The organism is Amycolatopsis sp. NPDC051045, assembly GCF_040682955.1.
In the GTDB taxonomy this organism is placed as follows: domain Bacteria; phylum Actinomycetota; class Actinomycetes; order Mycobacteriales; family Pseudonocardiaceae; genus Amycolatopsis.
This window is the reverse complement of sequence record NZ_JBFBCC010000008.1, coordinates 225,706-245,491: the sequence shown is the minus strand read 5'-3', so window position 1 is coordinate 245,491 and position 19,786 is coordinate 225,706. Positions and strand designations below refer to the sequence as shown.

Sequence of the window (19,786 nt, the reverse complement as noted above, 5' to 3'; positions counted from 1 at the left end):
GGCCGCTTCCCGGCAGAGGTGGGGCGCCTCCGGTCCACCCGGGAAAACCTCCCTGTTCACCGGGAGTTCACCGACGTATCCACGGCGAGCCGCCGCTCGCTGTGCCGGGCCGCCGGGGTGATGACCGTGGCGGCCACGAGCACGACCGCGACGATCACGAGCCAGCCCCACGGTCCGAGCGCCACCACGACACCCGTGAGGACCGCGGGCCCGGCGATGTTCTGGGTGATCACGTGCAGGTCGAACGCGCCGAGGTACTCGCCTTGCGCGTGCTCGGGCGCGAGGCCGAACCCGAGTCCCCACGCCGACGCGGACTGCATGATTTCGGCCGTGGACAGGAGAATCACGGCCGCGACGATCGCCGCCGTCACCACCACCACGTTGCCGGTCACCGCGGTGAGCGCGATGAGCAGGCACGCGCCGGCGAGCCAGTAGCCGGACCGGCGCGCCGTGCTGGACGCGCCGGCGACCGTCTCGGCTCCCTTGCTGACCCGGACCTGGAAGAGGATGACGAACGCCGTGTTGAAGATCAGCAGCAGCGGCACCACGAAGTGCGGTACCGAAGTCCGGCTCAACGCCCACAAGGGCAGCGTCACCAGCACGATCGTCATGTGCGAGGCCAGCACCGCCGACACCCCGATCACCCCGAGGAACGGCAGGTCCCGCACGGCCGCGAACCGCTTGAGCCCGCTCGGGATGGCTTTGCGCTCCCCCGCGGGCAACCTGGTGACGAGGACCGCGGCGACCACCATCAGCACGGCCGTGGTCAGCGGGATCGCGATGAGCAGCCCGGGCGAGAGCGCCGCCACCGCCGCACCACCGATGCCCAGGCTGAAGCCGATGTTGAACACCGTGCGCATCATCGCCTTGAGCTGAACCCGCTCCCCCGGCGGCACCAGCGTGCCCATCAGCGCGCTCATCGTGGGGCTCGTGCCGTACTCGACGAAGCCCACGCACATGACCAGCGCGAAGAACGCGGCGGCACTGTCCACAAGGGAGTAAAGACCGAACCCGGCCGCGAGGGTGAGGAACAGGACGCAGAGCAGCCGTCGCCGGCTCACCCGGTCGGCGAGCATGCCGAAGACCACCGAGGAGACCAGCCCGGAGAACCCGGCGGCCGTCAGCCCGAGGCCGACCTGTCCCGCCGACAGCCCGACGTGCAGCGTGAAGTACACGACGCTGCCGCTGATGAACACCCCCTTGCCCGCCGATTCGGCGAGCCGGATCGCGATCAGCCTCCGGCGCAGCGAATCCGGCGGAATCACCCGGGAGAGCAGGGCGGAAACGAACATGGGTACACATCCCAAGGTGTCGAGGAGGGTGAACGGGCGGAAACGCGGCTCAGTACTCGCCGCGGCCGAAGGCGGCGAGTTCGGCCGCGTGGCCCGGTTTGCTGACGTGGGTGGCCCCGATCGGCGCCGTGACCCGGCACCACGCGTCGAGCCGGTCGGCATCAAAACCACTGACCGCCGCGAGCGCGTCGCGACGTCGCAGCATCTCCGCGCGGTCGAGCCCTTCGAGCACGTAGTCGACGGCGTCGAAGCACGGGTCGCCGACGCAGGCCATCGGGTCGATCGCGACGAGCCCCTTCGCACTCGAGGTGAGGACGTTGCCGAGGTGGAGATCACCGTGCAGCAACACATCCGGGGTCGGCTCGGCCAGCAGCTCGTCGCGCAGTACACGGGAGCCGGCCAGCTCGGCACCCCGCTTGGCGGCCGAGTTGAACAGCACCTCCAGCCAATCGACGAGCTTGCGCGGCGCGCTGTCCGGGTCGCCCGCGGAGTGCAGGTCGGTGAGGAACGCCGCGTACTCCGCGGGCGTCGGCGGCACCGGCTGGTGCTCGACCAGCGCGCCGGGGTGGACGGCTTCGAGCAGGACGGCGCCCCGGTCGGCCGCGAGCACGACGGGCACCCGGCCACTGGGCGCGAACTGCCGCAGCATCTCGGTTTCCTCGCGCACCGCGTAGACATCCGGGGACAGCTTCAAGATCACCTCGCCGCTTTCGTGCTCGCAGCGGAGCACGACCGACGAATTGCCCGACTTGAACTCCGGGCCGACGACGAGGCCCCACTCGGCGGCGAGCGACGCGACCCGGTCGGGCAGCTTCGGCACCCAACGGTGCGCGCCCTTGCCGAAACGGGGCGCGAGCCGTGCCGTGATCGCCTCAAGGTCCAGCAACAAGATCACTCCTGGGGTTGCGGGGCACCGACCGCGCGGTGCCGACCGGGGAGGAGCCGGGACGGCGAGGAGGTTTCGCCGGGTCGCGGACCAGTTCCAGCGGCCCGCGGCGACCCCCCTTGGCGAGCTCGACGGCTTCCGCCCGGTTCGTGACGTGCAATTTGCCGAAGATCACGGAGATGTGGTTGGCGATCGTCTTGGGTGACAGGTGCAGTTGCCGGGCGATGGCGGTGTTGCCCATACCGGCGGCCATCAACTCCAGGACGTCCTGCTCCCGCGCGGTCAGCTCCGGGAACAGGCGCTGGAACCGGGCCGGCGGGCCGCCGATGCGGCCGACGAGCCGTTCCCCGATACCCGGACCGAGGATCGTCTCGCCCTGGGCGAGCCCGGTGACGGCCCGGACGATGCCGGCGTCGGTGCTGCTCTTGAGCAGGTAGCCACGGGCCCCCGCCCGCATCGCGGCGACCAGGGTGTCCTCGTCGTCCGCCGCGGTGAACACGAGCACCGCCGTCGCGGGTGCGGCCCGCAGCACCTCGCGCACCGTGGCGTCCACCTGACCGTCGGCCAGTTCCAGGTCGAGCACGAGCACGTCCGGCCGGTGCAGGACGACCATCCGCGCCGCCTCCCGCGAGGCGGCCGCTTCGGCCACCACGGTGACGGCGCCGGACCCGGTCAGCAACGCAGCCAACCCGCGCCGGAAAACCGGTTGCCCGTCCGCGATCACCACCGACACCCGTGCCGGCGCGGGCCAATCATCCGCCCGGCGGGCATGGTTGCGGTCATCGTTCATTTCCCCGACCCCTCAGAATTTTCGCCACGCCACTCGGCCGGGCGACCTTCCCCCTGGTGACCGGCTGCACCGGACCGCCACGGGCGGCCCGCGTCACCGGACACGCGTCCGACACTTCTGCAAGAGCGCCGCGGTTTAGCCGGGATCCACCCGCCACCCGATTGGGGTAGTGCGCCGTGTCGTCGCCGGTGAGGACAAGCTCGAAGCCGGTGTCGCGCGCGCGTGGCGCAACCCTGGTCAGTCCACGTCGTGGTTACTGCGCCGGCGCCGTCAGAGCGCCACTTCCAGCGTCACGTCGCCGATGCGGTAGCTCAACCGCCGGTCGGAGCGCGGCCCGATCGTCCGGGCACCCTTCAGGTACTTCGTGAACGCCTTGCGCTGGTCCGGGGTCGCCGACCGCCAGCGCAGCTCCAGCACCGTCCGCACCGGCGGGATGAGCTCCCGCACCCGCTCGTCGATGCCGGCGAGCCTGGTTTCGTAGTCCTCGTCGGGGCGGTAGACCAGGTCCAGGTCGATCGACGGCTCCGCGCCGCCGGCCTGGTGGTGGCAGCTCGCGACCCAGCCGGCGATCCACTCGAGCGCGATCCGCACCGAGGACGAGATCTGCTCCTGCCACTCGCCGAGGTAGGGCGCGTTCACCGCCTCCGCGGTCACTTCCTCCGGCATCACGATGAGGCCGCGGACCGCCGTCCCGAGCAGCTCGACGTGGATCCGCGGCCACAACCCGCTCGCGTCGACCCGGAAGCGCGGGAAGCGCCCGGCCATGCCGGTGCCCGTCCGCAGCTGGGCCCAGTTCATCGCGTCGACCGGTGGCCGGTCGGGCGTGTACGGCCCGGTCGTCCGGTGCCCGAGCGCGCCGGCGCGCATCATGAACACGGCCTCGAACTCGTTGCCCCGCACGGTCAGCCGCACCGGGAAGAACGCCCCGATCTCCGCCATGAACGCCTTGCCGGTGACCAGTACCTCGGTGCCGAACACCCCCGGGATCATCGCCGCCTCCACCATCCCCGCTTCGCCTCTTGCGGCCGTCTCCCCAAGGTATCCAGCTCGGCCTGGACGGCGAGGGTTTCCGGGTGCTCGGCGCCCAGGCGCAACCGCCGTTTCCTCAGCACCTCACGCAGGACCGGCTCGGCCTCGTCCGGCCGTCCGAGCAGGCGGTGCACGCGGGCGAGCCCCACCCGGGCCTCGAGCGTCCGCCCGTCGTCACGGCCGAAGTGCCGGGTGAGCCGGGGCAGCAGGTCGCCGTACGTCCGTTCCGCTTCCGCCTGCTCGCCGCGCGCCGAGAGCAGCGGCGCGAGCACCGCGGTCGCCTCCAGCGTGGCCGGGTGGTCCGGCCCCAGGTCCTGGGTGCGTTCCCCGGTCACCGCCCGGACCAGCGCCAGAGCCTCCGGCTCGCGGTGCAGGTCGGTGAGGACCGCGGCCCAGCCGAGCATTGCCGCCTGGGTTTCGAGGTGCCCGGCGTCCCACAGGTGGGAGCGGACGTCGACGACGAGCTGCCACGTCTGTTCGGCCGAGGCCAGGTCGCCCTCGCGGCGCAGGATCGGCGCGCACCGGGCGAGCGTCACGAGGTCGTCCTGGAGCTGGTCCGCGAAGTAGCCGGCCCAGAACTCTTCGCCGCGGTTCAGCTCTGCCGCGGGCCGCAGCAGCAGCACCAGCCGTTCGGCGACGCTCGGCACCTGCGTCGGCTCCCGGGTCGCCGCGTCCTCGGTGACGGCGTGCATGTACAGCCGATATCCGGTGTCGTCCCGCGCGAAGATCTTGCCCAGCTCACCGGCGAGCTCCAGGGTGCGGGTCACGGCGTTCCGCTCCCCCTCCCCGAAGCGGGCGAACGCCTCGACGAGCGCCGGACGGCTGTCTTCACGGGTCGGCAGCGGGACGGCGACCTCGGCCCGCAGCTCGTCGAACGCGGGCTCGGCTTCCGGCCCCAGGACGCCGGTCGCCGCGCCGAAGTCGTACTCCCAGTCCAGGGCCCAGGTCAGCAGGCGTCCGCTTTCGTCACCGGCCAGGAGCAGGGCGCCGTCCGGGGCCAGCGCAACGTCGGTGACCACGTCCGAGAAGCCGGTGAAGGCACGCAGCTGCCGGCCGGTCGCGAGGTCCCACAGCCGGGCCTTCCGGTCCTCCCCGCCCGAGGCCGCGAGCCGGAAGTCCGGGGTGACGGCCAGCTGCCGCACGACGGCGGCGTGCCCGGTCAAGACGTGGACGCAGCTCGCGGCCGCGACGTCCCAGAGCCGGACGGTGCCGTCCACCGAACCGGACAGCACGTGGCGCCCGTCCGGGCTCATGACGACGTCGGTCACCGCGTCCGTGTGCCCGGTGAGCACCACCTCGCACTGCCCGTCGGCCATCCGCCACACGCGCACCGCGGCGTCGGCGCCACCGGTGACGACGAACCGGGCGTCGTCGCTGAACCGGGCCGTGCCGATCCACTCGTCGTGCCCGCGCAGCACCCACCGGAGCTCGCCCGCGTCCAGGTCCCAGATCTTCACGCTGACGTCCTGGCCGAGCGAGAGCCCGTAGCGGTGGTCGGCGCTGACGGCGACGTCCTGCATCGCCTGCGAGTGCGCCTCCCAGCGCCCGATGACCCGGCCGCTGCCGACGTCCCACGCCGCGACCACGCCGTCGGCGGTTCCCGACAGCACGACCTGGCCGTCCTCGCTGACCGCGACGTAGTAGACGCGGTCGCGGGGGTTGGTGAACAGCTGGACGATCCGCCCGTCGCGCGGACGCCAGGCGACGACCCGGCCGTCCTCGCCGCCGGACACCGCGAGCCGGCCGTCGGCGGTCATCGCCGCGGCGCTGAGGTGCCCGGTGTGCAGGCTGAGCGTGTGCAGCAGCTCACCGGTCTCGACGTCGAAGACCCACGCCTCGGAGGCGTTCCCGTTGCGGGCGAGCGCGGTGGGGCTGCGGCCGCTGAACTCCAGCGCCCACGACGCACGCCCCGCGGGGTCGATCCGGCCCGCCGCCCAGGCGTCGGCCAGCTCGGTCCGGCGGCCGAGGGCGCCGAGCCGCCGCCAGAGGCGCACCGGCTCCGCGTGCCGCCGGTGCCCGGGCAGCGCACGAGCGGCGCGGATCCGGCCGGCCGCGTCGTCGAGCCGCCCGGCGCCCGCCAGCTCGGCCGCTTCCACCACCAGCTCGGCGGCCCGGGCGGCCGTGGCGGCGACGTCCGGGGCCTCGTGCGGGCGGACGTAGCTCCAGGGGGCCGGCGGCCCCGCGGGCGGCAGGTGCCACACCCGCACGGACTTCCCTTCGGCGGTCACGGCGACCCGCCCGGCCGCGCTGAGCACGACCTCCTTGGTCTCGGGCGCGGAGTCCAAGGACAGCCGGCACCGGCCGGTGTCCAGGTCCCACACCCGCGACGGCTCCGCGCGCCCGCCGCTGGAGAACCCGACGGTGCCGTCCATGTTGACGGCAAGCCGGCCGAAGCCGGTCTTGAGGTCTCGCAGGGGTTCGCCGGAGGGCAGCGCGACCAAGCGGACGTCGGTGCTGCCGAGGCCGGTCACGGCCAAGCGGCCGTCGCCGCTGAACCGCGTCTCCATCCGCGTCCGGTCGAATCGGTGCACCAGCTCCCCGGTGCGGACGTCGTACACGGAGCTGGTGTGGCGCTGGTAGTCGACGATGGAACACAGGGTGCCGTGCGCGCCCAGGACGTCCGCCTTGTGTTCGAACTGCCGGGCGGCCACGGGTTCGCCGGTCTCGAGGTCCCAGGTGACGGTTTCCCCTTCGAAGCCGCTGGTGACCGCGTGACGCTGGTCCGCGGTCAGCGCCACCAGGCCGACCCAGCTGGGGTGGCCGGGCAGCTCGAGCACGGTTTCGGCTTCGAGGTCGACCACGATCGCCCGTCCGACGCCCCCACCGATGACCACGAGCTGCCCGTCGTCACGCACCGCCAGCGCCGACGCGCTGTAGCCCTCGAGGTGCAGCTCCTGACGGCACTCCCGCGCCGCCAGGTCCCAGATCCGCAGCCCGCCGGAGCGGTCGGCCGAAACGGCGACCTGGCCGTCCGGGGTCAAAGCCAGGGCGGTGATCCAGTCTTCGTGCTCCCCCGGCAGGACCGACTGCTCGGGCGCCGGCGCGTATTCGACCGACTCGAGCTCTTCGGCGACCTGCGGATCCCCGGGCGCCCGCGCGACGGCGTCGCGCAGCAACGCGGCCGCCGCGACCGGGTCGCCGCGTTCGCGGTGCACCAGCGCGAGCAGGTGCTCCCCCACCCCGTCACCCGGCTCGCCGAACCGCAGGGACTCCAGCTCGTCGACCAGCTCCGCGTCGGTGCGCACCCCGGTCCGCCACCGGTGCAGCCCGCGGTTGTAGCGGGCGTGCGGGTGGTGCGGATCAGCCCGCAGCGCCCGCGTCCACAGCTCTTCGGCGCTGTCGCGGCGGCCGAGGTCCAGCAGGGACAGCGCGTGGTTGGACAGGCCGTCGGCGAGCAGCGTGGCCGCCGACGGCACACTTCGGGAGTACGGGCCGACTTCCCGCTCGTGCACCCGGATCAAGCGCTCCGCGAGCGGCCCGAACCGGCCGGGACGCGCGGCCGCGTCCTCGGCGAAGCACTCGCGCAGCAGGTCGGCCACCTCGCCGGGCATCGGCAGGGCCGCGCCGGGATCCCCGGAGCGGGCGAAGCCCTCGAGGACCCCACCGGCCGCGGGCCCGTTCTCGTGCGGTCGCTTGCCGAGGAACATCTCGAGGACGGTGACCGCCCAGGACCAGACGTCCGTGGCCGTGGTGAGCCCGCTCGGCGACCGCGCCTGTTCGGGCGAGCAGTATTCGGGAGTCAGGCCACCGCGCTCGTCGAGCGGATCGGCGCCCGCGGTGGCCATGCCGAAGTCGGTGACCTTCACCGTGCCGTCCAGCGCGAGCATCACGTTGGCCGGCTTGACGTCCCGGTGCACGACCCCGTTCTCGTGCGCGTGGTCGAGCCCCCACGCGGACTGGATGGCGACGTCCAGCAGCGCCCCGAGACCGCGCCCGTAGAGACTCCGGCTCCGGACGGCCTCGGCCAGGCTGCCACCGTCGACCCACTCCGCGAAGACCCGCGGCACGCCGTCGAGGGTGCGGACGTAGACGCAGTTCGCGATGTGCGGGTGCAGCCCGAGCCCGACCCACACCTCGGCTTCCCGTTCGAAGTCCCGGACGGCCTCCGGCGAGCGGAGCAAGGCCCGCCGCGGCGTCTTCACCGCCAGGTCGATGTCCCAGCCGCGGTGCCGCACCTGGTGCACGAGCCCCCGGCCGCCGGTGCGCACGACGTCCAGGACCTCGTACAGGTCGAGGATCACGTCACCGCGGCGCCAGACCTCCATCGGCGTCAGTCGACGGTGGCCACATAAAGCGGTGTCCCCAGCAGCACCGACTTGGCCGAGCCGTCCGGGCTGTCGCCGTGCAGCAGGCGCTTCGCGACGAACTCCACGTTCTGCGCCGGCCACCGCAGGCTCCCCACGGCCCCCTGGACCCGCGCGAGCGCGGCGCGGTCGGCCCGGTCGAGGTCGCTGTCCATCACGTCGGCGACGTACTCGTCCTCCAGCTCCGAGGTGACGCCGAGGCCGTCGAGCATCGACGCCATCATGGAGCGCCCCACCCCGTGCGCGGCGGCATCCGGGACGGCGTCGCACACGTGCCGGGTCGAGCCACCCAGTCCGACGATGGTGTCGTCGCTGCGCCCGCCGAAGAACACCAGCGAGGCGGTCGGATCACCGGGGAACGCGCCCCAGCGCATCGGCAGCAGCCCCCAGAAGAACTGCCCGGGCTCGTCCACCGAGCCGAGATCACCGTGGTCGCGCAGGTACTCGACAACGGTCAGCAGCCGGCTGTACCGGTTGTCGGCCGGGGACTCACCGGTGCGCTTGGCCGACAGCACCTTGAGGTCCACACCCACCTCGACCTTGCGTTTCGCCCCGGCCCTCGGATCGATCTGCGGCAACAGCATGTCGACCTTGCTGTCGCTGACGTAGACGTAGTAGTTGTACGACATCGCCGGCTCCCCTCCCAGTGTCCAGCCTAGCGACTGTCTCCTGCCTCGCACGTCAGTTCTCGAGTTTGGCCCGCTCGTTCTGATGCTGCTTTTTTGCGAGGACGAAAACTACGGGGCTGGTTTTAATCAACCTCGTCTTGCCGTATAGGGCGTTATACAGTTGGAGATCGGCCTCTGCTGAGGCCGCGGCCACGCCGTCGCCGGACAGGACCAGCCGGCCCGAGGTGCCGGGCTCGGTGATCGGGGTGCCGTCGCCGGCGATCCGCAGGCCCCTGCGAGCGCCGGGATGTCAGCGCGGCGACCGGGCCGTCAGACGGTCTCCGCCTGCGCATCCAGCTGGTGCCGGCGACGCGCCTCGGCGATGTCGCCGACGTGCTGCGACGATACCTTCGCCCGCATGAAGCAGCGGGCTGAAGAAGGATCACCATGGACCTGGAGCTGAAGGGCAAGACCGCCCTCGTCAGCGGCTCGTCGTCCGGCATGGGCCTGGCGATCGCGGAAGTCCTGGCCGAGGAGGGCGCCAACCTGGTCATGGTCGCCCGGCGCGAGGACACACTGGCCGAACACGCCGCGCGGATCGGCGCGCACGCGGTCCCGGCGGACATGAGCATGCCGGACGAGCCCGCGCGCGTGGTCGCGGAAACCGTGGCGCGGTTCGGCGGGCTGGACATCGTGCTGTGGAACAGCGGCGGTCCGCGCCCGAGCAGCGCACTCGGCTTGACGCCCGAGCACGTGGTCGAGGCCGCCGAGATGGTGCTGCTCCCCCTCGTCCGTCTCGTCCAGGCCGGCGTCGAGCACCTCCGCCGGAGTTCGAGCGGGCGGATCCTGGCGATCACGACGAACGGAGTCCGGGAGCCCACGTCTGGCATGGCCGCCTCCAACGCGGTCCGGCCCGGGATCCACGGGTACCTGAAGACGCTGGCGACCGAGTTGGGACCGGACGGCATCACCGTCAACACGCTGGCCCCGGGCCGGATCGCGACCCCGCGCCGGGACGTCGTGTACCCGGACGGGGTGCCGCCGCACCTCGCCGAGGAGATTCCGCTGGGCCGCTGGGGAACCGTCCGGGAGTTCGCCGACGTCGCCGCATTCCTGGCCTCCCCTCGGGCTTCGTATGTGACAGGCACGACCACCTACGTCGACGGTGGCCTGACGAGGAGTGCGTCGTGATGGGAGTGAGCGTCGAGGTGTGACGACCCGGCACCGCCACCCGGAACGCTGGTGTGCGCGTTCCGGGTGAACCGCCGCCGTCAGTCCCCGCAACAGGCGTGATCCGTCCACTCCGGGCGGTGCCACCACTCGTCGGCGAACCGCGTTTCCTGTCCATTTCGGACGATCCGCGCAGTGGCCGCTGCCGGGTGGTCGTACGGCGCCAGCAGCTCGTCGACCGTGTGTGGCTGCCCGCCGAGGACGACGCCGCGCACCGCAGCGGCGGCGGCGATGTCGGTGAGCGGGTCACCGTCCACGATCACCAAGTCCGCCTTCGCGCGCGGCGCGATCACGCCGATCGTGCCCTCCAAGCCCAGCCAGCGTGCCGGGTTGGCGGTGGCCGCCGTCAGCGCTTCGTACGGGGTGAAGCCGTGGCGGACCATGGCACGCATGTTGACGTGCAAGGAGATCGCGATGTTGTCGAGCGGGGCATCGGTGCCCGCCAGCACCACGCCGCCGCCACGCTGGATGCGGAGCATCATCTCGACCTGGCCCTTGAGCTGCGCGCGCTGCGGGTCGGCCGCGGGCAACCGCACGTCGTCGGCCTTCTGCACCAGCCGTTCGTACTCCCACGACGGATTCAGTACCCGGGTGCGCCGGTCGGTGACCAGCGAACGGTCGTCGGCGTACAGCACGCTGGAGTTGAACAGCGTCGTCGACACCCCCATGTCCGACCCGGTGAACAGCGCGACCACATCGCTGTACGTGCGGCCGGTCCGTGAGCAGGTGTGCGAGTAGCCGAGCCGGTTGGTGGCGCCGTAGTGCTCCATCCCGTCCATGCCGAACGCCACCGCCGGGTACAGGTAGTGCGAGGTCAGCGGCAACCCGGCGCGGTGCGCGGCCACGACGGCGGCGGCCTGGTACTCGTTCGGGAATCGCACGTAGGTCTTGACCAGGTCGTACCGCAGCTTCCGCGCGCGCTCGAACTCCTTGTCCAGCAAGGAGATCGAGCGGTTCGGGCGCATGAAGTTGTAGTAGACGCGCGAACCGTCGATCGCCTCGCCGGTGGCGAAATACCGCGGCCCGGTGAGCGCGCCGGAATCGAGCGCCTCCCTGGTCTCCACCATCTGGTACGCCGGGTCGCCCGGTGACCTGGTGGACGTGATGCCGTACGCGAGCCAGAGCCTGCCCTGCCTGGCTCCCCACTGGCGGCCGCGCAGGTGCCAGTGGACGTGCGCGTCGATGAGACCGGGCATGACCGTGCGCGTGGACGCATCGATCGAGACCGGCCCGGGACCGGCGGGCACGACACCGAGAACGCGGTCGCCGTCGACGACGATCTCGACGTTGCGCCGCAGTTCCTTCGCCTTGCCGTCCCAGAGCGCACCCGCGCGGACCACGAGTTTCTCCTGGACGACCGGCCGCTTCCAGCGCAGGTCGACCGGCACCGTGGCGGGCGGCCCACCGGCGATCGGCTGGGTTCGCAGCACACCGTTGCTCAGGTACAGCAACGAGTTCGACCCGACCCAGGCGAGTGAGTCGGTCACCTCGTGGGTGATCTGCCGCGGCTGCCCGGTGAACGTCCCGATGGCGTCGACCGGGACGATCCACGCCGTGGACTCGACGACGAACGCCAGGTATTTGCCGTCCGGCGACCAGATCGGCCCGTCGTCACCCCGGGTGGACAGCGACGCATGCGGCATCGGTTCGCTGTACTGCAGCGTGCCCGTGCGAAGGTTCACGAGCAGGATCTGGCTCGTGCCCTCGCGATAGCGCCTCGAGTACGGCTTCACCGCTGCGAGCGCGAGCGTATTGCCGTCCGGGGACCAGGTGGGCCTGCCCGGCATGAACAGCGTGGGCGCGACCTGCTTCGGCGCGCCGCCCGCGACGTCGACGACCCAGGTGGCGCCGTCGTGGTCCTGGTACGCGATCCGGGCGCCGTCCGGCGAGAATCGCGGTGTCAGCTGCGCGCCGGGCAGGCCGGTGAGCCGGATCGTCCCGCCGGTGGCGAGGTCGAGCAGCCACAGGTCGGCGTCGCCCGCCTTGTCGGAGGAGTAGACCAGCGTCTTGCCATCCGGCGAGAAGTCGGGATCCGAGTGGAAATAGCCGTCGGCCAGCAGCCTGCGCGGCTTCCGCTCGCCGAGCTGGAGCAGCCACAACGCGTTCAGCGCTCGGAAGGCGACCTGCGTGCCGTCACGGGAGACGACCGGCGACGCGATGCCCTGCGCCTGCCGCTCGCGGTGGTCGTCGAGATCGCGGACCGTCCGGCGGTACTTACGCCTGGCCACGAACGGCACGGTGGCGGTGAAACCGACGTCGACCGGCGGCGTGCCGCCGAGCTTGCGCCGCCGGATGCGGCCGTCCGCGGTGTAGAGCAGCTCGTCGGCCGAGAGCCAGCCGGCAGGGAAGGCGAACACGTCTTCGTCCCCGGTGACGACCTGGTCGCCGACGACGAGCTCCGGCTTGGCGCCGGTCAGCCGGACGTACGCGAGCTTGCCGTCCGGAGCGAACGACGGGCCGTACAGCTTCGCGCCCGCCGGCGCGGTGACCGCCCTGACGACCACGCCGGAAGCCGGTTCCAGCACGTCGATGGCCACGTCGTCGACCGTGTACGCCACCCGCTTGCCGTCCGGCGACCAGACAGGCACAGCCTCCTCGGCAGGCGTGTCGCTGAGCTTGGTGAGCTCGCCGGACGCCACCGTCAGCCGGTGCACGCCGTAGCTGCCGCCGCGGTCGGAGGCGAAGACGATCGCCGTGCCATCGGGTGAGAACCGCGGCTCGCGGTGGTCGAACGGGCCTTTCGTGTGCTGCCGGACGCCGGTTCCGTCGACCCCGATGCTCCACAGGTGGTAGTTCCCGTCGCGGTACGACTGGAACACCAGCCGCCGTCCATCGGGCGAGAACTGCGGCAACGTCGCGTCGGCGAAGTCATCGGTGATCCTGCGTGCCTTCCCTCCCGCGATCGGCACGACCCAGATGGTGGTCAGCAGGTCGAAGGCGACGAGCCCGCCGTCCGGCGAGACGGCGACGCTGATGTTCGTGCCCTCGCGAAGCGTGGTCTCCATCGAGGGCTCGTGTCCCCCTTCCGCAGCTGGGTCTGCGTACGCCGCTTCGGTACCCACGAGACCGGCCGCGACCGCCCCGGTGCCGATGAGCAGGTTCCTGCGCGTGAGTTCGGCGCTCATCCGTGTCTTCCTCCCAGTGGTTTCCCCCTGTCGGTGATTATCCGCGGATCAGGCGAGAACGGGAGTCTTGACTCGGCGACCTGAGATCGTCCTCCGCACCGAGGCTGTAACCGTTGCGAGATCAACGACGACTCACCACAGCCTGGCTTGTGGCGACCGGTCGCGGCCGCGTCCACCGATCCGAGGAGAGGCTTCCATGCCGGACCTGGCCTACGCACCCGCGGAGGACGCGGACTCGGTCCGCGAACTGACCATCGGTTCCCTCCTCCGCGACGCCGCGGAACGAGGCCCCTCCGCGCCCGCGCTGGTCGAAGGCGTTCCCGACCCCCGGGCACGGCGCCGCTGGACGTACTCGGACCTGCTGGCCGAAGCCGAAGAAGCGGCTCGGGCACTGCTCGGCCGGTTCCGGCCGGGCGAGCGGGTGGCGGTGTGGGCCAACAACATTCCCGAATGGGTGGTGCTGGAGATGGCGGCCGCCCTCGCCGGGACGACCCTGGTCACGGTGAATCCCGCTCTGCGCGCCGAGGAACTCCGGCACGTCCTGAGCCAGTCGCAGGCGGCCGGGATCTTCCTGGTGGCGGACTATCGCGGCCACCCGATGGCGGAGACGCTCGCCCAGGTGCGTCCCGGCCTCCCGCACCTGCGGGAGACGGTGCTGTTCGAGGACTGGCCGGCGTTTCGCGAATCCGGATCCCCCACCGAGGTGCTCCCGGAGGTGCGCCCGGACGATCCGGCGCAGATCCAGTACACCTCCGGCACGACCGGCACCCCCAAAGGCGCAGTCCTGCACCACCGCGGCATCACCAACAACGCGCGCCTGTCCTACGTGCGGACACTGGAGATGCAGGCCGGCGAAGCCTTCGTCAACCCGATGCCGCTGTTCCACACCGCCGGCTGCGTGCTGGCCACCCTGGCGCCGATCGCCTCGCTGGGCACCCACGTCCTGCTGCCGTGGTTCGACCCCGGGTTGCAGCTCGAGCTGATCGAAGCCGAACGCGGCACGGTGTTCGGCGGGGTCCCCACCATGCTGCTGGCCCTGCTCAGCCACCCGCGGTTCACCGGAACCGACTTCTCCTCCGTCCGCTACGCCCTCGCCGGCGGCGCAACGGTCCCGCCCGAGCTGGTCAGGCGCGTCGAGGCCGCGCTGGGCGTGCCGATGAGCATCATCTACGCACAGACCGAAGCCTCACCCGGAATCACCATGACCCGGCTCGACGACAGTCCCGAAAACCGGGCGGAAACGCTCGGAAAGCCGTTGCCCGGCTGCGCGGTCAAGATCACCGATCCCGCCACCGGCGACGTGCTGGCCCGCGGCGAGATCGGCGAGGTGTGCACCCGCGGCTACCACGTGATGAGCGGCTATTTCGACCGGCCCGACCAGACGGTCGAGGTCATCGACCCGGCGGGCTGGCTGCACACCGGTGACCTCGCCACCATGGACGACCACGGGTACCTCCGCATCGAGGGACGGGTCAAGGAGATGATCATCCGCGGTGGCGAGAACATCTACCCCCGCGAGATCGAAAACGTCCTCCTCGGCCATCCGGGCGTGCACGAGGTCGCGGTCGTCGGGGTCCCCGACCCCGAATGGGGAGAACAAGTCGCGGCTTTCATCCGGCTCATGCCGGGCGAGACCATCGGCGAAGCGGAACTCTTCGCCCATGTACGCGAGAACCTCGCGCCGCACAAGACACCCCGGATCTGGCGGTTCGTCACCGAATTCCCGTTGACCGGTTCCGGGAAGATCAAGAAGCACGTACTCCGCGACCAGGTGAACTACGGCAGCTGAACCGCGCCCTCCGCCCCCGGCCGTCACGCTGCCTTTCCAGGGAAGCTGGGTGAAATGACCGCTTCTTGGTTTCCGGCGGCATATTGGTCGAATGACCGAAACCGCATGAGCAAAGGTGGCACCATTGCCGCCGTGGCCACCTCTGCTGATTTATGCGACATTGTCGATATTTCAACACTTTCGCCATCCCCTGCTAAAATCCGGCCTGTTTGATTTCGGGGAGGCGGACAATCAATCCGCCGACGGGGAGGGAACGGAAGATAGGCGCAGGTCGGCCTGAACAGCCGCTGGATCCACTGGCCGGGCCGGTGCAGCTCTTCGCGTGGGAGCTGCGTCAGCTGCGGGAGAAGGCCGGGCGGCCCCCGTACCGGCGACTGGCTCACCAGGCGCATTACTCGGTGACGACCTTGGCGGACGCGGCCAAGGGTGACCGGCTGCCCTCGCTGGAGGTGGCGTTGGCCTACGTCACCGCCTGCGGGGGCGATCCGGTCGAGTGGGAGGCCAGGTGGCGCGCGGTGGCCGCCGAAACGGCGCCCCCGCCGCCCCTTTCCGGCGGAGAGGAGCAGGCCCCCTATCCGGGGCTGGCCGCTTTCCAGCCGGAAACCGCCGACCGGTTTTTCGGGCGGGAGCGGTTGGTCGACGAGTTGGTGACCCGGCTGACGTCCCGGCGATTCCTCGCCGTGGTCGGAGCCTCGGGCAGCGGCAAGTCGTCGCTCTTGCGCGCCGGGCTGATACCCGCTCTGCACGCCGCGGGAATGTGGCAGCCCGTCTTGCTCACCCCCGGCGCCCGCCCCTTGCCCGAATGCGCGATCCGGTTGGCCTCGCTGTCGGACTCCGCCCCCGGTGCCCTGGTGGCCGAACTGGCCGAGGATCCGTCGAGCCTGGGCCGCGCCGTGGACCGCGCACTCCTCGACCGGCCGCCGGAAGCCGAAGTCGTCTTCATCGTCGACCAGTTCGAGGAAGCCTTTACCCTCTGTGACGACGGTCAGGAACGCGATCGGTTCATCGCCGCGCTCCTGACCGCGGTCCGCCAGCGCGGTAGCCGGACCCGGGTCGTGCTCGGCGTCCGGGCGGATTTCTACGCCCGTTGTGCCGAACACCTCGACCTCGTCGCCGCTCTCCAGGACGCCGAGCTGCTCGTGGGGCCGATGACGTCCGAGGAGCTGACCAAGGCGATCACCCAGCCCGCCGCGCGTCGGGGGCTGGTCGTGGAGAAGGCGCTGACCACGGCCGTCCTCGCGGATGCCGCCGGGCAACCGGGGTCCCTGCCGCTGGTTTCGCACGCGATGCTGGAAACGTGGCGCCGCCGGCGCGGCAACGCGCTCACCCTGTCCGGCTACCTGGCCAGCGGCGGGGTCCGTGGCGCCATCGCCCAAACCGCCGACCAGGCCTATCACGCCCTCAGCGAAGACCAGCAGCAGGCGGCCAGGCAAATCCTGTTGCGGCTGATCGCCCTCGGCGAAGACACCGAGGACAGCAGAAGGCGGGTCTCGGCCGCCGAGTTCGACGCCGGCCCCCACACGGCCGCGGTGCTCGACGAGCTGGTGCGGGCCCGGCTCCTGACGGTGGGCGAGCACACGGTGGAGATCGCGCACGAAGCGCTGATCCGGAACTGGCCCACCCTCCGCACCTGGATCGACGAGGATCGGGAACTGCTGCTCGCCCAGCGGCGCCTCACCGACGCCGCGGCCGAGTGGGAGCGCAGCGGGCGGGACGTGGAGTTCCTCTACCGAAGGTCCCGGCTCACGGCGTGGGAGGACCGCGATCTCGGCCGGCTCAACGATGCGGAGCGGGTTTTCCTCGAGGCGAGCCGGCGGCGGCGCGCTCACGAGCTCGCCTCGACTCGCCGCCGCACCCGGCGGACGCTGATCGGGGCCGGCGTCATCGTCGTGGTGGTGGGTTTGCTCGCCGTGCTGGCGCTGGTGTCCGCCGGTCGGGCGAGCAGCGAGCGGGATCTGGCGTTCTCCCGGCAGCTGGTCGCCAACGCCCGAACTCAGCTGACGCTCGACCCCGAGCTCGCCCTGCTGCTCGCCAGGCAGGCGTACCGCATCAGGCCGACCGAAGAGGCCGAAGCGGCGCTCCGTCAGGCCAGCCTCGACTCGCGGGTCCTGGCCACGGTGCCCGCCGGGCAGCGCGAGGTCTACAGCGTGGCCTTCAGCCCGGATCGGGGGCACGTGGTCAGCGCCGGCACCGACGGCACCGTGCGGTTGTGGGAGCGCGCCGGCACGAGCGTGGCGCCGGGCGGCCCCGCGGCGATGCCCGGCCACCAGCGCGAGGCCGCCAAGCTGGCCTTCGCCCCGGACGGCAGCCGGCTGGCGAGCGTCGGGGAAGACGGCGTGATCCGGATCCGTCAGCTCGTCAAGGGGGAAGAACTGCTCCTGCGGGGACACCGGGGAGCCGTTCGCGGTGTCGTCTTCGACACCGCCGGGAACCACCTGGCGAGCGCCGGCGACGACGGCACTGCACGGCTCTGGGACGCGCACACCGGTCGCGAGACCGCCGTGTTCCGCGGTCACCAGGGCGCGGTCTCGAGCGTCACCTTCGGTACCGACGGGCGGCTGGTCACCGGCGGCGAGGACGGGACTGTCCGCGTCTGGAACCCGGCGAACACGCGTCAAGACGTGGTGATCCCAGCCCACGACAGCACCGTGAAACGGGTGGCGGTCAGCCGGGACGGCCGGCTGGCCACCGCGAGCGACGACGGCACGGTCAAGGTCTGGAAGGACCTGGGACAGCGCGATCCCCTCGTCCTGCGGGGGCACGACGGCACCGTGGAGACCCTGGCGTTCAGCCCGGACGGCCGGAACGTGGCCAGCGGAGGCCAGGACGGGGTGATCCGGATCTGGAGCGTGGACAGCGCCGTCGATCCGCTGACTCTGCGGGGCCACCGCGGCGTGGTCTGGGACGTGGCGTACGACCCGGACGCGCCCTCCCGGCTGGCCAGCGCGGGCTCGGACGGCACCATCCGCTTCTGGGACGTCACCGCCCCGGGGGACCCGATCGTGCTCCGCGGGCACAGCGGACGAGTCGCGCCGGTCGAATTCAGCCGTGACGGGGCACGGCGACGGGACGGCTCGCATCGCCCGATGCGAGCCGTGCGTACCCATCGACGAAGCACTGAGCATGGCCGAGAAGCGCATCACCAGAGACTTCACACCGCAGGAACGGGCGGTGTACCTCAACGAGCCTTGATCCCCGAGCTGCGGAGTTCGCGCAGGTCAGCGAGGCCGGATTGTCCGGAGGTTGTTTGTCCGGCGGTCCGGCCCTGGCACCGGACAAACGCTCCGCACTACACCTGGCCGAGACGAACCCATCGAGGAGGAACCTTGTTGAAGCGCTTTGTTTCGGTCGGCGCGGTCACGGCCGGCCTGCTGGCCCTGCTGAGCCCGGCGGCCCACGCGGACACCCCGACGGCGAACTACAACCTCGGGCTGCAGTACGGAAACGTCCACCGTGCCACCCTGACCGAGAACGCCGATGGCTCGGGCAACTGGATCCGGGTCTACGGCAGTTCACCGTGCACGTCGACGACCTCGGACCGCGACAACGCCGTCGGGGTCGTGCCGTCCGGCTGGAACGACGCCATCTCGCGGGTCTACGACTACAACTCCTGCGACACGAAGCTGTACCAGAACGGCGGCGCGAACACCGGCGACACGCAGACCGGCTGGATCGACGGTGGGTCGGCCGGCGTGTACGTCGGCCCGAACTGGAACGACCAGGCGTCGTCCTTCGCGCTCAGTTGAGGATGAGGTCGATTGCGGTCGCCGCCGTGGCGGCCGCAATCGCCCTTTCCGCCGGATGCGCGGCGCAGGAGACGGGTGAGCCCGCCTTGCCCCACCCCATAGCCGCGATCGGGAACGGCGCCCAGCTGCACCTGCCGATCGCCGAGTACGTGCCGTCCGCCCGGGAAGACGAGGTGGTCGGACGGGCCGCCCTCGCTCTCACCGAAACCTGCGCCCGGCGCTTCGGGGTGCACTACACCGTCCGCTCCGTGGAGCAGCCGGGCATCCTCGACGGCGCGGACCGCCGCTACGGCGTGGTCGACGTGGACGAAGCAGCCCGATCGGGCTATGCGCGTCCGAGCAAGAAAGCCGACGGCGCCGGGCAGTGGCGCCCTTCCGGACGCGAGTACGAGGTCGTCACGGGACGAACCCCCGCCGGCGAGCCGGCCACCGTGCGGGCGGCCGACGGCGCACCGGTCCCGGCGGGTGGTTGCGCGCAAGAGGCCTGGCAGCGGCTGCACGGCGACGACGACCGGCTCCTGCCGCTGGTCGACGAGGTGCTCAGAGAGGCTTGGACGCAAACCCTCGCCGACAGTCGCGCTCGCGCCGCCGAGACGTCCTGGATCGAGTGCATGCGGGAGGCCGGCCACGTCTTCGGCCACCGTTGGGACGCGGCGAAGTCGGTCGGAACGGCGCCGGCCGAGCAACAACGGGCGATGGCGAAGCTCGACGCCACCTGCGCTCGCCGCGTCGACTACGTGGGCATCTGGCACGCCGTGGACTCCGCCTACCAGCGGCGAGCGATCGCGCGGCTCGGGGACCGCCTGCCCAGGGCCTTGGCGGCCCGGCGCGACCTCATCGCACGCGCGACGGACATCGTGGGAAGGGGGTAGGTTCCGCGTCGGGATGCGCCTGGGCGAGCCGAGGATGCCGTCGCTGCTCGTGGCGCACCACCGGCCGGGTGGAGCACGACCCGGCCCCGCTCGAGCCCCCGGCGGCGGGCGAGGT

At 71.6% G+C, this 19,786-nt stretch carries 12 protein-coding genes; 5 read left to right on the top strand and 7 right to left on the bottom strand.

What is annotated here, in order from left to right; all coding sequences use genetic code 11:
* Positions 1–56 precede the first annotated feature (56 nt).
* From AB0M80_RS21180 to AB0M80_RS21155, 6 genes are all read right to left on the bottom strand, one after another.
* Positions 57–1,292, bottom strand: coding sequence for an MFS transporter (locus tag AB0M80_RS21180; RefSeq protein ID WP_364567265.1), 1,236 nt, complete (start codon positions 1,290–1,292; stop codon positions 57–59).
* Between the two features lie 49 nt (positions 1,293–1,341).
* On the bottom strand, positions 1,342–2,181 hold the full coding sequence (locus tag AB0M80_RS21175; RefSeq protein WP_364567262.1) for an aminoglycoside phosphotransferase family protein: 840 nt from the start codon (positions 2,179–2,181) through the stop codon (positions 1,342–1,344).
* Positions 2,165–2,968 carry a response regulator transcription factor gene (locus tag AB0M80_RS21170; RefSeq protein ID WP_364567259.1) on the bottom strand — a complete coding sequence of 268 codons (804 nt, stop codon included), beginning with the start codon at positions 2,966–2,968 and terminating at the stop codon, positions 2,165–2,167. The genes AB0M80_RS21175 and AB0M80_RS21170 overlap by 17 nt, the downstream gene beginning before the upstream one ends.
* Before the next feature lie 270 nt (positions 2,969–3,238).
* A complete protein-coding gene (locus tag AB0M80_RS21165; protein WP_364567256.1) occupies positions 3,239–3,958 on the bottom strand; it encodes a hypothetical protein in 720 nt (239 codons plus the stop codon).
* Entirely contained in the window at positions 3,955–8,262 is a 4,308-nt protein-coding gene (locus AB0M80_RS21160) for a protein kinase (protein WP_364567253.1), read from the bottom strand. Before AB0M80_RS21160 ends, AB0M80_RS21165 begins: the two co-directional genes overlap by 4 nt.
* Positions 8,263–8,267: 5 nt before the next feature.
* Entirely contained in the window at positions 8,268–8,930 is a 663-nt protein-coding gene (locus AB0M80_RS21155) for an SAVMC3_10250 family protein (protein WP_364567251.1), read from the bottom strand.
* A 426-nt stretch (positions 8,931–9,356) separates the two neighbouring features.
* On the opposite strand from AB0M80_RS21155, the gene AB0M80_RS21150 reads away from it, so the two are divergent.
* Positions 9,357–10,100: an SDR family oxidoreductase gene (locus AB0M80_RS21150; RefSeq protein ID WP_364567248.1), complete on the top strand. Its 744-nt coding sequence runs from the start codon at positions 9,357–9,359 to the stop codon at positions 10,098–10,100.
* An 80-nt stretch (positions 10,101–10,180) separates the two neighbouring features.
* Here AB0M80_RS21150 and AB0M80_RS21145 read toward each other — a convergent pair whose 3' ends face one another.
* Positions 10,181–13,264 carry an amidohydrolase family protein gene (locus AB0M80_RS21145; protein ID WP_364567245.1) on the bottom strand — a complete coding sequence of 1,028 codons (3,084 nt, stop codon included), beginning with the start codon at positions 13,262–13,264 and terminating at the stop codon, positions 10,181–10,183.
* 196 nt (positions 13,265–13,460) lie between these two features.
* Here AB0M80_RS21145 and AB0M80_RS21140 point away from each other — a divergent pair, with 196 nt between their 5' ends.
* From AB0M80_RS21140 to AB0M80_RS21125, 4 genes are all read left to right on the top strand, one after another.
* On the top strand, positions 13,461–15,053 hold the full coding sequence (locus AB0M80_RS21140; RefSeq protein WP_364567242.1) for an AMP-binding protein: 1,593 nt from the start codon (positions 13,461–13,463) through the stop codon (positions 15,051–15,053).
* A 54-nt stretch (positions 15,054–15,107) separates the two neighbouring features.
* Positions 15,108–15,266, top strand: a complete 159-nt coding sequence (locus tag AB0M80_RS21135; RefSeq protein ID WP_364567239.1) for a hypothetical protein — start codon at positions 15,108–15,110, stop codon at positions 15,264–15,266.
* Between the two features lie 95 nt (positions 15,267–15,361).
* Positions 15,362–18,799, top strand: a complete 3,438-nt coding sequence (locus AB0M80_RS21130; RefSeq protein ID WP_364567236.1) for a hypothetical protein — start codon at positions 15,362–15,364, stop codon at positions 18,797–18,799.
* 86 nt (positions 18,800–18,885) lie between these two features.
* Positions 18,886–19,671, top strand: a complete 786-nt coding sequence (locus tag AB0M80_RS21125) for a hypothetical protein (RefSeq protein WP_364567233.1) — start codon at positions 18,886–18,888, stop codon at positions 19,669–19,671.
* Positions 19,672–19,786 lie beyond the last annotated feature (115 nt).

Bases quoted from the DNA above. Each gene is read 5' to 3' on its own strand.
- AB0M80_RS21170 (WP_364567259.1), bottom strand. From the start codon at position 2,968: ATGAACGATGACCGCAACCATGCCCGCCGGGCGGATGATTGGCCCGCG.
- AB0M80_RS21165 (WP_364567256.1), bottom strand. From the start codon at position 3,958: ATGATCCCGGGGGTGTTCGGCACCGAGGTACTGGTCACCGGCAAGGCG.
- AB0M80_RS21160 (WP_364567253.1), bottom strand. From the start codon at position 8,262: ATGGAGGTCTGGCGCCGCGGTGACGTGATCCTCGACCTGTACGAGGTC.
- AB0M80_RS21135 (WP_364567239.1), top strand. From the start codon at position 15,108: ATGACCGCTTCTTGGTTTCCGGCGGCATATTGGTCGAATGACCGAAAC.
- AB0M80_RS21140 (WP_364567242.1), top strand. From the start codon at position 13,461: ATGCCGGACCTGGCCTACGCACCCGCGGAGGACGCGGACTCGGTCCGC.
- AB0M80_RS21150 (WP_364567248.1), top strand. From the start codon at position 9,357: ATGGACCTGGAGCTGAAGGGCAAGACCGCCCTCGTCAGCGGCTCGTCG.
- AB0M80_RS21145 (WP_364567245.1), bottom strand. From the start codon at position 13,264: ATGAGCGCCGAACTCACGCGCAGGAACCTGCTCATCGGCACCGGGGCG.
- AB0M80_RS21180 (WP_364567265.1), bottom strand. From the start codon at position 1,292: ATGTTCGTTTCCGCCCTGCTCTCCCGGGTGATTCCGCCGGATTCGCTG.
- AB0M80_RS21155 (WP_364567251.1), bottom strand. From the start codon at position 8,930: ATGTCGTACAACTACTACGTCTACGTCAGCGACAGCAAGGTCGACATG.